A 12,831-nucleotide genomic window follows, 5' to 3' on the forward strand; every position below is an offset into this window, starting at 1 on the left:
GTTGCCTTAAAAAATCGCGCTAAGACTACCATAACCTTGATTGAGTAAAGGGATATTGCGATTAAATACGATTGGAGAGTAAAAATAGAGGAGAGAAAAAGCTCCTACCGTAAGAATGCAGTTAGCAGGAGCATTATTCGATTCATTTATTAAGCATTGGCTTTTAAAAAGTCATAAAGTTCATCTTTTAGCACGGCGCGTTGATGCTTCTTTTCATGCATGTCCGCATCTTCGATTGGAGAGTCTTGCAACTCAAGAGAGCGAATTTCTTTATCCATATCATCGTAACGTTGCATGGTTTTCTTGAAGTGAGCATCGTGTTTCGCGAGGCTATGGATTAATTCATTAAACTCTGGGAATTCATTCAATAACGAGTGTTTTTCGCCTAACATGGGCAACTCCTTTAGCTAGAATTTAAGTTCAATTTCACTGTACCACTGCAACATACAGAGTCAACGCAGTAACCTTGTCCGAGATCAATAATCACAACGATTCAGAAAATATAGCGTTTAAACTAGAAATTTCCGTTTTTGATAACTTAAGCAATTGATAAACAGCATACAAAACGGGAATGGATTTACCCTATGTCATCAATAAGAATCACCCCTTTTTCAAGAGCCAGTTTAGTAATTTGAATTTGCGAAGTTAAATTCAGTTTGCTCATAATGCTGGCACGATGAACATGAGCCGTTTTAGGCATTATATCAATTACCTGTGAAACTTGTTTCGCATTAAAGCCCTGTGCAAGTAACTTAAAAACCTCTAATTCTCTTGGCGTCAGTTTGTTTAATACACTGTCAGTTTTTTGAGGTTTTAAGAAATGCGTGTTAATTGAAGGGCTTAAAAATAATTGGTTTTTAAAGATAGAATGTATTGCTGTTATTAACTCTTCAGCTGCATCTCGCTTAGATAGATAAGCATCAACACCTAAATCTAGCGCTCTTTGAATATAAGACTTTTCCTCATACATACTCAAAATTATACGCTTAGCACTTGGTAGCTTATTGTCAATTAGTTGAGAAACTTCTAACCCATTTCTATCTGGCAGCGAAATATCGATGACGAAGCAATCTATATCAATATCACCTAAGTTTTGTAGACACTCACTGTAACTACTTGCTTCAAAGCTAACTTGCCAATCAGGATCTTCTTCTTCGATGAGAGCCTTAAAACCTTCCCTTACCATTTGATGATCGTCAATAAGCGCAAATTTCATAACAACTCCATGTATTGATTAATCCCATTATAACGCGGGAGTGGATTACTAAGGTAAGAAAAATTCTTATAAGCCTAAGAAAAGTGGAAGTAATTTTATTGTTTATCTCCTTGTAAGCTTACCCAAAATGACAAGGAAATAGCCATGAAAAAGATCGCAGGGGAAACAAGCCACTTTCAAAACATCACCGTATTACTACATTACATTGGCGAGTCAAATTATCGTATTGAGTGGACAAGTAAAATGACAAAAGGCTCTACTAACCTAGTCAAAACAGGTAAAAATAAATATGTAGTCATGCGTAAATGGCCAGAATCAAAAGCCTTAGCTAATGTTACGGCTAACTTCACTTCACGAAATGCCGCGTTTGTTCATTTCATTAAAAATGTAGACATAATTAAAAGTAACGATGAGACCATCAATAATGCAAAACAGCAATGTTTAGATTATTTTACTCAGTGCGAGCATATCAAGCCGGTAACCAAAACAGCTTTCCCTAAACCACGCTTGCAAGGAGCTTTAGGTCGTGAAGTGATTGTAAAACATAAGCGTAATATGTCAGATATTGCTAAAGGGCATTTATTACAACTCATTGGAAATAAAGCTGAAATTCAAGTTACACAACGTTATACTTTGTGTAACCCTAGCGCCAAACAACAGTTTGATACGACGCAAGTTTATATATTATAAAAAGGTTATGCTTACTCATGGATAGAGTCTTCAACAAAAACTACTTTGTTCCGTTAGCTCTCAAGTTGAAGAGCACCCAGCGCAGTGAAATAGTAAAGTTTGCATTGTTTTCGTGCTTAATAGTTTTAATTGCGCCAGTTATCGAAAATAGTCTTTATTTATTTTCCTTTAACTATGTTGTGTACGAGGACTTTGTTAGTTGGTACTTTCCGGTTGGCTTCAGAGTAGTTTGTTATCTGTTTTTTCCTTTACGTTATTGGCCAGCATTAGCAGTAGGTTTTACATTAGGACAAATCAGTTATGTTTGGTATTTTTATGATGTCCCTCTTGATGATGTCCTCTATAGGCTTGTTAGCTCCGCATGCCGAGAGTTTTTGATTCTTACTCCTCTTGTGCTGGCAAAGCTTTTCAAAGTTCGATTAGATATTCAAACTGTTAAAAGTGCTGTTACAGTATTATTTATTGCAATTTCATATCGCTTTATACGATCAATGCTCATTATCTTACCGAGTGATAGCCAAAATAAATACCGACTTATTGCTGATGAAGATCGCTTTGAAATGATGTTAGCTCATCAGCTTGGCGGTATTATAACGACACTTATCATGTTGCTTTTCGCGTTTCATGCTAAAACAATTTACCAGCAATTAAATAAACTTATAACTAAAGAGGTTGGCACGCTTTTAGTGCAACTGTGTTTTTGCCTCACTGTTTTTATTGGGGTTTACCTGTTTGAACCTAAATCACTCTACCTCTTGCGAATGCTCGCTATATTTCCTTTGATATGGTTTAGCTATCGATACGGGGCCTTAGGTGCTCTGAGCTATGCAAGTGTAACTGTTATATCTTTGCTCATTAACGTCTATGGTGTGAATGAAACCGAATTACTCCTGACTACGCAACTTTACATAATAAGTTACAGCGTTCTGGCTCTTTTGCTCAGTGCATTTGTTACTGAATTAAATGAGTCTAAATCCGCATTATTAGAGCAAAATAAAGAGTTAATTGAACTTAGTACGTTAACTCAAAACTTAGCTACTAAAGTTGTTAATGTTCAAGAATCTGAGCGAAGCCAGCTTTCACAAGAATTACATGATGATATAGGTCAAAACCTGACAGCTTTAAAAACAAATATTGCAATATTAGAAAAGAAAACAGCCAACCATAACGAGTTAGCATCGACAATTACAAGACTCCAAAACGTTTCAAGCCATATGTATGACTCGGTATACAGGTTAATGCACTGGCTGAGACCTCGCTTATTAGACGAATTAGGTTTAGAAGCAGCATTAAAAAGCGAGCTATTCTCTGAGCACCTAAATGAAGCTGGAATAGCTTATCAATGTAAAATAAGTGGACCGATAGATAGCTTAAATGATGACTTTAAAATCGCCATCTTTCGTATATGCCAAGAAGCATCCACAAATGCAGTTAAGCACTCTCTAGCCACTGAGTTTTCAATAGATATTAATTACCAAGAAAATGAACTTGAGATAGTTATTTGTGACAACGGCATAGGCCTGCCTGAACATAAAAACTCAAATTCTAAAGGCGGGTTTGGTGTATTAGGGATCGTCGAGCGTGTCTCAGTACTCAAAGGTAAAACTCAGTTTAAAAATGGTGAATGTGGTGGTTTAACAATAATGATAAATTTCACTATTTAGCATAATGGTTAGGCCACAATAGCAATCAGCTAAAAACTCTGCTCTAAAAAGCAAAAAGCCCGTAGCATTCACTACGGGCTTTAATATGATTTGGTGAGTCAGCCAGTAAGCCGGGTTCTGTCGTGGATAATCATTCGTCTAGGCCATAAATTGCTCTATGGCTCAAGCAACCTACCCGGTTCCAACGTGGGCCACGCCATAAGGAACCCTATTTGGTCTTGCTCCGGGTGGAGTTTACCTTGCAACCAACTGTTACCAGTGGCCCGGTGCGCTCTTACCGCACCCTTTCACCCTTACCAACCGAAGTTGGCGGTCTCCTCTCTGCTGCACTTGTCGTAGGCTCGCGCCCCCCAGCCGTTAGCTGGCACCCTGCCCTGTGGAGCCCGGACTTTCCTCCCCCTGCGCATTTTCGTTGCAGGCAGCGATTATCTCGGCTGACTCGGCGCGCAGTATACCTGAGCGCGCACGTCTATGCAGTAAAGAATTAGCCTTTTTCGTCAATAATTGCTTTATAAAGTGCGTTTTTCTTCAAACCAAAATACTCAGCCACAACACCACAGGCTTTTTTCAGTGGCATTTCGGCTTCGAGTAAACCTAGCATGCGGCGCGCATCTTCTGGAATATCGTCACTTTGCTTTGCTTTACCCGGTAGCATCAGTACGATTTCGCCGCGCTGCTTTGTTGGATCATCCGTTAAGAACTGTTTTAGCTCGGCAACTGTGCCATTGAAAAAGGTTTCGAAAGTTTTGGTAAGTTCTTTGGCAAACACTACTGGCTGCTCTGCACCGAGAGCTGCTTCTAAATCATCAAGGCTCGCCATTATACGGTGGGTACTTTCATACATGATGCTAGTAATACCTGAGTTTACCGCTTCAATGAAAAAGGTCTGCCTTGCTTTACTCTTTGCTGGTGTAAAACCAATAAACTGAAAACGATCTGTTGGTAAACCAGAACAACATACAGCGGTAATTGCAGCACATGCTCCTGGCACTGGCGCGACGTGCGCGCCTTGTTCACGGCATAAATTGACCACCGCATAACCTGGGTCGCTAATAAGTGGCGTGCCGGCGTCAGATACCAGCGCAATGTTCATTCCTTGCTCTAACCAATCTACAATTTGTTGCGCTTTTTGTTTCTCGTTATGGTCATGCAGAGCAAAGGTTTTTGCTTTGATATTAAAGTGGCTTAACAACTTTCCTGTATGACGAGTATCTTCAGCGGCTATTAAGTCAACCTCAGATAGGGTTTGGATGGCACGCTGGCTGATGTCATCAAAGTTACCAATAGGCGTGGCAACAATGTAAAGAGTGCCGATTTTATCTGAATTGTCCTCATTTAACATTGAGGTCTCCTGCGTCAGTCAGTAATATAAGCAAATCGCGTTAACGTATCGGGAAATCATTGTGCGACTTAAACTTGTTAGTCTATTAATTGTATTGTCAGGGTTATCGGCTTGTAGCACAACCGAAAAACCTCGAAATAGTGCAGAAAATCAATCGAGCCAATCGAGTATTGCGCTATCACAGCTAACCGACGCACAATCTATGTACCAAGCGGCGCTAAACCGTCAAGGTGCCGATAAAATCCAGCTTTTATATACTGCACGTGATGCGGCTATCAGCGAAGAGCGCTGGGCACTGCTAGAAAAAATCTGCCTCGAACTAGAAGCAACCCCAAGTGTCGACCAAATTCAAAACAAACTTTACATTGCCCTTGCGCAAGAGCATCAAGGCAAAAGCGACTTAGCTTTAGCTCAGTTACAACAACTTGAGCCTCAGTTAAGCCAGCCAGAGCATCAAGCATGGCATCAATACCTGACTGCACGCGTTTACGCGTCGCAAGGTATGCCAAAACAAGCAATGCCTTTCTTTTTTAAGGCATCAACACTTAGCAGCGAAAATAACTTTATCGTTGCCAATTTAAACAAAGATTTATGGCAAAGCCTAACCCAGCTTTCATCGTACGCACTTGAGCGCTTTAACCGAGGCTCAGTGGTGCAACAAGGTTGGGTTAATTTAGCGCTTTATCATCAAGTGTATTTAGGTGCGCCTGTAGAACTTCACCAAGCAATGAATAACTGGCTGCGTCGCTACCCGGGTCACCCAGCCGCTGAAGTGCTGCCAAAAAAAGTGACTGAGCTAGTACAAATTGAACCTCTAAATGTGAACCGTTTAGCTGTGCTTATTCCACAATCAGGTGCTAATGAGCGATTAGGTGATGCCTTAAAAGCCGGTGTGCTTGCAGCCTTAGATGGACAGTCATTAGAGCAAACCCTATTTATTGATGAATCACTATCAGCTGCAGAGATCTCACTCAAGCTAAGCGAATTTAATGCTGATTTTATTATTGGCCCACTACTAAAAAGCAATATCGAAAAGCTTACTAGCGCACAAACACTGGTTGATTACCCGGTAATGCATTTAAACACCTTTGATGGTGAGCGCATTTCACAGCAGCACTTTTTCTTTGCACTAAGCCCTGAGCATGAAGTTCAGCAAGCATTAGAGCGATTTTTAACAGCAGGCTATCAAAAGCCGATGTTGCTAGCCCCTAATAATAGTAACGGTCAGCGTTTAGTTGAACACTTTAAAACGCAGTGGCAACGATACAGCGAAGTTAAACCACAAATAGGGTTTTACTCAGGTAAAGATGATATGCCGAAAACCATCACTGGCTTACTTGAAGTAGACCAAAGTAAAGAGCGTATTAAAGTCGTCAAATCATTATTCAAGCAAGAAGTAGAAAGTGAAACCCGCTCACGCAGCGACATTGACGTGATTTATATTTTAGGTGATGCCACCGAAACACGCTTAATCAAGCCTTATTTAGACGTTAATGTGAGTACCTTCGCAGATAGAATCCCGCTTTATGCCAGCTCAAAAAGCCACAGTAAACAAATTGATAGAACCGATAAAGGCGACTTAGATGGCCTTTATTTTACGGAACTACCTTGGATGCTTGACGGTCAAATTCAGCAACACAATTTACGCCAGCAGTACGAAAGCTTATGGCCAGAAAACGCTGATATAAGCCAGCGCTTATTTGCCATGGCGTTCGATGCAGCTAGTATGCTTGGTGATGTAAAACAACTGAGTATGGTACAAGGCAAACGCTTTAGTGGTATCAGTGGTCAATTAAGCATTGCTAGTAATGGCTATGTTACACGCACCCTAGATTGGGCACAGTACAAGAATAAGAAAATCATTGCGGTCGATTTAGCGACTGAGCAACCAATACCGCTATTTATGCAATCTGCTATTGGGATCAATGCCGCTGAATAACCCTTTTTAAAACGTAGTATTAGCTCAAGGATGAAGCTATGTCGTGGTTTAAGCAATTGTGGCAAAATAGCCGCGAGAAAGGCCTGTATTACGAACATCAGGCAGAACAGTATTTAATACAACATGGCTTAAAAGCCATTGAGCGCAATTACTTATGCAAGTACGGCGAGCTCGATTTAATAATGCGTGACGGGCAAACACTGGTATTTGTAGAAGTAAAATTTAGAAAAAACACCCTGCGTGGTGGTGCAAACTATGCGCTCAGCAAACAAAAGCAGCAACGATTAAGGCGCACGATTAGCCATTATCTTGCCGAGAAAAAGATCTCAAACCAGGCTATGCGGATAGATTATGTCGCTATAACAGGTGAGCTTAACAGCACCCTAAACTGGTTTAAAAATGTTTACTAACGCCGTTTGGCGTCGGCTTAATTTGGTAGGTTATGCAAGAAACGATAAAAAAAATCTTTACCGAAAATATTCAAGTTCAAATAGCGGCAGGTGAAGTACTGCCAAGCGCACTTGAATCGGCAGCGTTCACCATTGCACAAAGTCTTATTAACGGCAATAAACTGCTGTGTTGTGGCACTCCTAGCTGCCACATGTTGGCACAGCACATGGCAGGGCTATTAATTAACTTTTATGAAACCGAGCGCCCATGCCTACCCGCAGTTGCGCTTGCACAAGATCAAGTTAACTTAGGCTCAGCCGCAAATAATGATGAGCACGAAACCTTTGCACGACAAATTCGTGCATTTGCACAGCAAGGCGACCTTTTATTAGCAATTGCTGTCAATGGTAATGAAAAGCAGATTATCTCAGCCGTTGAAGCGGCACTGACCCGTGATATGAAAGTAATTGTGCTTGTTGGTGATGACGGCGGTGAATTAGTTGGCTTACTTGGCCCAAATGATGTTGAAATTCGTGTGCCATCCAAACGCCCAAGCCGTATTGTTGAGTCACACTTAGTGAATTTGCACTGCCTCAGTGAGCTTATCGATTTAACCTTATTCCCACAGGAAGAAAATTAATGTTTAAACAGTCTTTACTAGTATTTGGTACCGTTTTATTGCTGCAAGGCTGTGCAGCTGCCGTTGTCGCCGGTACTGCAGGCGCTGTAACTGCTGCGAATGATCGCCGCACGATTGGTTCACAAATCGACGATAACAATATCGAAATCAAAAGTTCTATTGCTATCAGCGAAAATGAGCGCCTACATAAATTTGCTAACGTTAACGTCATTAGCGTTAATGGTATTGTGCTTATGATTGGCCAAGTTGCTAACGCAGAAATGAAAGACGAAGCACAACGCGCTATTGAAGGCGTTGATGGCATTCGTAAAATCCACAACCAAATTCGCATTGGTTCAAATATTGGCATGAGTACGCAAACGCACGACTCTTGGTTAACCTCTAAGGTGAAAACGCAATTACTCACCACAGAGAGTATCAGCAGCAATAACATCAAAGTAGTAACAGAGAATGGCGAAGTCTTTTTAATGGGCTTAGTGAGCGATTCTGAAGCGAATTTAGCGGTTGATGTAGCACGTAACGTATCAGGCGTTGAACGTGTTATTAAAGTGTTTGAATATCTGTAACGCTAAACAGTTAATTAATAATAAAAAAACCCGCTTAATAGCGGGTTTTCTTTTGTCTGACTAAGGTTACTTAATCACTCGTAAGTGAGCACCTTTTTTCTTCTCTGGTTTAGCAGGTGGTTCATCATCTGGCGTAATCTCGTCAGGTGTTTCAACACTTTCTAATACCGGAGCAAAATCGTCTTCGTCCTCGATGAATTCTTCTGCAGTAAATACAGTCCCTTCACCATTCTCACGTGCATAAATTGCGAGCACAGCACCCATAGGTACGTACACTTGCATTGGTTGGCCACCAAAGCGCGCATTAAAGCTAAGCTGTTGGTTGTCCATTGCAAATTGTGTTACCGCTGATGGGCTAATGTTCAAAACGATCTGACCGTCTTGCACAAACTGTGTTGGTACTTGTACAGCAGGAAAATCAGCGTTAACCACTAAGTGTGGTGTACACTGATTATCAACAATCCAATCAAAGAAAGCGCGTAGTAAATAAGGACGATTAGGCGTCATTATAAACGGATCTCACGCTCTGCTTCAGTTAGTGAAGCTTGGAATGATTCACGCTCAAATAAACGCAACATGTATTCTTTAAGCTCTTTCGCGCCAGCACCATTAAGCTCAATGCCAAGCTCAGGTAAACGCCAAAGAAGTGGTGCTAAGTAACAATCAACTAAGCTGAACTCTTCACTCATGAAGTAAGGTGCTTCAGAGAAGATTGGTGCAATTGCAAGTAACGCTTCTGTAAGCTCTTTACGTGCTTGCGCAGCTTCGCTGCTACCGCTAGTGATTTTGTTAGCTAGGCTATACCAATCCGTGTCGATACGATGCATCATCAGACGACTACGGCCACGCATAACCGGATAAACTGGCATTAGTGGAGGATGAGGGAAACGTTCATCAAGGTATTCCATGATGATGTTTGCCTGATATAAACCAAGCTCACGATCGATCAGTGTTGGTACTGTACCGTAAGGGTTAATCTCATGAAGTGCTTCTGGCAGGTTATCCTTTTCAGCCAGGTGAATGTCAACACTTACACCTTTTTCAGCAAGTACGATACGTACTTGATGGCTATACATACAGTTAGCACCAGAAAACAGGGTCATTACAGGGCGCTTATTGGCAGCTACGGCCATGCCTACCTCCATTATATTACAAAAACAGCAATAGGGGCTTAAGCCCCTATCACAAAACTACCTTTCAAAATGCCCAGGATTAGTGAACATCTCTCCAGTATTCTTTCTTCAGCATGAATGCCAAGATAAATAGAATCACTAGGAAACCAATTACCTTCAGACCTAACGCTTCTGACTCTAAACGTGACGGCTCGCCAACGTAAGCTAAGAAGTTAGTTAAGTCACGAGCAGCACGATCGTACTCGTCAACACTCATTTCACCAGAACCATCTGTTTCAACGCCAACAACTTTAGTCACAGTATGACCATGTTCTTCCACTTCTTCAGTGATTGGTGTTGGTAAGCCTTGTAGTTCTTGAAGAACGTGTGGCATACCTACCGATGGGAAAACAACGTTGTTTACGCCAAACGGACGAGACTCGTCTTTATAGAATGACTTCAGATAAGTGTAGATCCAGTCAGTACCACGAACTCGCGCTACAAGCGTAAGATCCGGTGGCGCTGCGCCAAACCATTTAGCTGCGTCATCTTTATCAATCGCATTTTTGATGTGGCTACCTACTTTTGAGCCATCAAAAATTAATTGCTCTTGACCAATCTCAGTAGGAATACCGATATCGCGGAACGTACGCTCATAACGTTGATACTGCATTTGGTGACAACCAAGACAGTAGTTCATGAACAATTTAGCACCGCGCTGTAAAGATGCGTTATCTTTAAGGTCAATGTTCGCATCCATTAAAGGAACCGAAGGACCTGCTGCCATTGTCAACGATGGCAACAATGCGAATAAACCGATAATTAGCTTTTTCATCATTTCGTCAACCTCGTTGGTAATGGCTTAGTTTTCTCATTCTTGCTGTAAACAAATAACAATACGAAGAACATGAAGTATGTCACAGTCGTGATTTGTGATAACAGCGTTTTGAAATCAGTTTGTGGTGTAGCACCAACCCAACCCAAGATAACGAAAGTTACCACGAATTGTGCGATGTTTAACTTGTGAAGACCACAACGATAACGAATAGAGCGAACCGAACCACGGTCAATCCAAGGTAGTAACGCAAGCACTACGATAGATGCACCCATCGCCACAACACCCATTAACTTGTTAGGGATTGCACGTAGGATTGCGTAGAATGGCGTAAAGTACCAAACTGGGAAAATATGCTCTGGTGTTTTCAGCGGGTTAGCTGCTTCGAAGTTTGGCGCTTCTAGGAAGAAACCATTCATCGCAGGCATAAAGAATACAACCCAACAGAATAAGATTAAGAAACCAACCACACCCACAATATCTTTTACTGTGTAGTAAGGGTGGAACGGGATTGCATCAACAATGTCTTTCTTGTTGGTGTAATACTCGTGGAATTTGAATTTAGGCTTATCTTCTTCAGCTACAGAGCCTTTCTTACGCTTAATTTCAACACCATCTGGGTTGTTTGAACCCACTTCGTGTAGTGCAACAATGTGTAAGAATACTAAGATAACGATTACTAAAGGTAATGCAATTACGTGTAGTGCAAAGAAGCGGTTAAGCGTAGCACCAGAAATTACGTAGTCACCACGGATCCAAAGCGTTAAGTCATCACCAATAACCGGAATCGCACCGAATAGTGAAATGATTACCTGTGCACCCCAGAAAGACATTTGTCCCCAAGGTAGTAAGTAACCCATGAAAGCTTCAGCCATAAGCGCTAAGAAGATGAACATACCGAATAACCACAGTAATTCACGTGGTTTTTGGTAAGAACCGTAGATCATGCCACGGAACATGTGCAGGTATACAACGATAAAGAACGCTGATGCACCTGTTGAGTGAAGGTAACGAAGTAACCAACCGTATTCAACATCACGCATGATGTATTCTACCGATGCGAAAGCACCTTCAGCAGATGGTACGAAGTTCATTGTTAACCAGATACCAGTTACGATTTGGTTAACAAGTACTAACATGGCTAAAGAGCCAAAGAAGTACCAGAAGTTAAAGTTTTTTGGTGCTGGATACTGTGCAATATGCATGTTCCAAACACGTGTCATTGGAATACGATCGTCGATCCAACCAATAATTTTACCAAACATTACGCCACTCCTTTTTCTTCACCGACTAGAATAGTCGTGTCATCAAGGAAGGTATACGGAGGAATTTCTAGATTTAATGGTGCAGGTACAGATTGGAATACACGACCAGCCATATCAAATTTAGAACCGTGACACGGACAGAAGAAACCGTCGTCTGTGCCCTCTACTTTCTCACCAAAGCCACCTTGTAGGAAGCTAGGAGAACAACCTAAGTGCGTACAAATACCAACAGCAACGAAAATTTCAGGACGTTGCGAACGATATTCATTGGTTGATGATTCAGGTTGTTGAGGCTCTTCAGACGCAGGATCACGAAGTTGACCTTCATGTTCTTTCATCTGTTCAAGCATTCTTGGTGTACGATTAATAACCCAAACAGGTTTTCCTCGCCACTCAACACGTATTAATTGTCCTGGCTCAAGCTTGCTGATATCTACTTCTACAGGCGCACCCGCAGATTTAGCTCGCTCACTTGGATTCCAAGACGCAATAAAAGGAACAGCAGCCCCAGCCGCACCAACACCACCAACAACAGAGGTAGCTATGGTTAAAAAGCGACGTCGGCCATTGTCTACAGGCGCATTGCTCATCCACTTATCTCCACTATGATTCCCAACACTTGCCATATTGAGAACATCAGTTACAGCAGGTTAATTTTTAGAAATTTCAAAATAGACGCGATCATAATTAAAACCCTTGATTAAAACAAGGTTATTCACAGTCTCATGCTCGAATAAACCCTATTTAATGAATTATTAATTTAGGTTAGCTCGAGTATGAAGCCGCTGGTTATGATAACGCATATAAAAAAACAATATACTGACCAAGATCAACCTCACTAAGAGGAAACAGAATTCTGCATTAGCTGTTGTTGAACTCACTCACATTACTTGCCCCCCAATTGTAGCAAAAAATTTCATCAATTAACTGATGGATTTAAGCTAATTTTGCTAAATCTTGAAGTTTTTTTACTGTAATACGTACTAATTATTATCAGTGGTCAAATATCGAACGAAAAAAGGTAGGTTTTTGCGCTTCAGCTATCAGCTATCAGCTATCAGCTATCAGCTATCAGCTATCAGCTATCAGCTATCAGCTATCAGCTATCAGCTATCAGCTATCAGCTATCAGCTATCAGCTATCAGCTATCAGCTATCAGCTATCAGCTATCA

Annotated in this window: 14 protein-coding genes and 1 other RNA gene; 6 read left to right on the plus strand and 9 right to left on the minus strand. The window is 41.3% G+C overall.

Going from position 1 to position 12,831, the window contains the following annotated elements; all coding sequences use genetic code 11:
• Nucleotides 1-149: 149 nt before the first annotated feature.
• Nucleotides 150-392 carry a YdcH family protein gene (locus tag WA256_RS08930; RefSeq protein WP_054561078.1) on the minus strand — a complete coding sequence of 81 codons (243 nt, stop codon included), beginning with the start codon at nucleotides 390-392 and terminating at the stop codon, nucleotides 150-152.
• A 185-nt stretch (nucleotides 393-577) separates the two neighbouring features.
• A complete protein-coding gene (locus WA256_RS08935; protein WP_335990641.1) occupies nucleotides 578-1,216 on the minus strand; it encodes a response regulator transcription factor in 639 nt (212 codons plus the stop codon).
• A 144-nt stretch (nucleotides 1,217-1,360) separates the two neighbouring features.
• On the opposite strand from WA256_RS08935, the gene WA256_RS08940 reads away from it, so the two are divergent.
• On the plus strand, nucleotides 1,361-1,906 hold the full coding sequence (locus tag WA256_RS08940) for a hypothetical protein (RefSeq protein ID WP_235378295.1): 546 nt from the start codon (nucleotides 1,361-1,363) through the stop codon (nucleotides 1,904-1,906).
• A gap of 17 nt (nucleotides 1,907-1,923) precedes the next feature.
• Entirely contained in the window at nucleotides 1,924-3,570 is a 1,647-nt protein-coding gene (locus WA256_RS08945) for a histidine kinase (protein WP_335990645.1), read from the plus strand.
• A 90-nt stretch (nucleotides 3,571-3,660) separates the two neighbouring features.
• On the opposite strand, the gene rnpB is transcribed toward WA256_RS08945, so the two are convergent.
• Together rnpB and rsmI are read right to left on the minus strand one after the other, a co-directional pair.
• Nucleotides 3,661-4,012, minus strand: an RNA gene (gene rnpB / locus WA256_RS08950) — RNase P RNA component class A.
• Between the two features lie 42 nt (nucleotides 4,013-4,054).
• Nucleotides 4,055-4,912, minus strand: coding sequence for a 16S rRNA (cytidine(1402)-2'-O)-methyltransferase (gene rsmI / locus WA256_RS08955; RefSeq protein ID WP_269407340.1), 858 nt, complete (start codon nucleotides 4,910-4,912; stop codon nucleotides 4,055-4,057).
• A gap of 61 nt (nucleotides 4,913-4,973) precedes the next feature.
• Here rsmI and WA256_RS08960 point away from each other — a divergent pair, with 61 nt between their 5' ends.
• From WA256_RS08960 to dolP, 4 genes are read left to right on the plus strand one after another with little or no spacing between them, the layout of a single operon-like run.
• Entirely contained in the window at nucleotides 4,974-6,851 is a 1,878-nt protein-coding gene (locus tag WA256_RS08960; RefSeq protein WP_335990646.1) for a penicillin-binding protein activator, read from the plus strand.
• 38 nt (nucleotides 6,852-6,889) lie between these two features.
• Nucleotides 6,890-7,261 (plus strand): YraN family protein, encoded by a 372-nt coding sequence (locus tag WA256_RS08965; protein WP_063528301.1) that lies wholly within the window; start codon nucleotides 6,890-6,892, stop codon nucleotides 7,259-7,261.
• 32 nt (nucleotides 7,262-7,293) lie between these two features.
• Nucleotides 7,294-7,881 (plus strand): SIS domain-containing protein, encoded by a 588-nt coding sequence (locus WA256_RS08970; RefSeq protein ID WP_054561085.1) that lies wholly within the window; start codon nucleotides 7,294-7,296, stop codon nucleotides 7,879-7,881.
• Nucleotides 7,881-8,447 carry a division/outer membrane stress-associated lipid-binding lipoprotein gene (dolP, locus tag WA256_RS08975; RefSeq protein WP_054561086.1) on the plus strand — a complete coding sequence of 189 codons (567 nt, stop codon included), beginning with the start codon at nucleotides 7,881-7,883 and terminating at the stop codon, nucleotides 8,445-8,447. The genes WA256_RS08970 and dolP overlap by 1 nt, the downstream gene beginning before the upstream one ends.
• A 66-nt stretch (nucleotides 8,448-8,513) precedes the next feature.
• On the opposite strand, the gene WA256_RS08980 is transcribed toward dolP, so the two are convergent.
• The 5 genes from WA256_RS08980 to petA all read right to left on the minus strand — a co-directional run bounded on the left by WA256_RS08980 (nucleotide 8,514) and on the right by petA (nucleotide 12,249).
• The gene (locus WA256_RS08980; RefSeq protein ID WP_062566526.1) at nucleotides 8,514-8,954 is read right to left on the minus strand and encodes a ClpXP protease specificity-enhancing factor; all 441 of its coding nucleotides are present in this window, start codon (nucleotides 8,952-8,954) and stop codon (nucleotides 8,514-8,516) included.
• Complete coding sequence (sspA, locus tag WA256_RS08985; protein ID WP_054554181.1) at nucleotides 8,954-9,580, minus strand: stringent starvation protein SspA; 627 nt, start codon at nucleotides 9,578-9,580, stop codon at nucleotides 8,954-8,956. The genes WA256_RS08980 and sspA overlap by 1 nt, the downstream gene beginning before the upstream one ends.
• Before the next feature lie 79 nt (nucleotides 9,581-9,659).
• Nucleotides 9,660-10,397, minus strand: coding sequence for a cytochrome c1 (locus WA256_RS08990; protein ID WP_054554180.1), 738 nt, complete (start codon nucleotides 10,395-10,397; stop codon nucleotides 9,660-9,662).
• Complete coding sequence (locus WA256_RS08995; RefSeq protein WP_335990652.1) at nucleotides 10,394-11,659, minus strand: cytochrome b; 1,266 nt, start codon at nucleotides 11,657-11,659, stop codon at nucleotides 10,394-10,396. The genes WA256_RS08990 and WA256_RS08995 overlap by 4 nt, the downstream gene beginning before the upstream one ends.
• Nucleotides 11,659-12,249, minus strand: a complete 591-nt coding sequence (gene petA, locus WA256_RS09000) for a ubiquinol-cytochrome c reductase iron-sulfur subunit (RefSeq protein WP_054554178.1) — start codon at nucleotides 12,247-12,249, stop codon at nucleotides 11,659-11,661. Before petA ends, WA256_RS08995 begins: the two co-directional genes overlap by 1 nt.
• Between the last annotated feature and the right edge of the window lie 582 nt (nucleotides 12,250-12,831).

The sequence above is a fragment of the Pseudoalteromonas sp. CH_XMU1449-3 genome, assembly GCF_037027245.1.
In the GTDB taxonomy this organism is placed as follows: Bacteria; Pseudomonadota; Gammaproteobacteria; order Enterobacterales; family Alteromonadaceae; genus Pseudoalteromonas; species Pseudoalteromonas shioyasakiensis.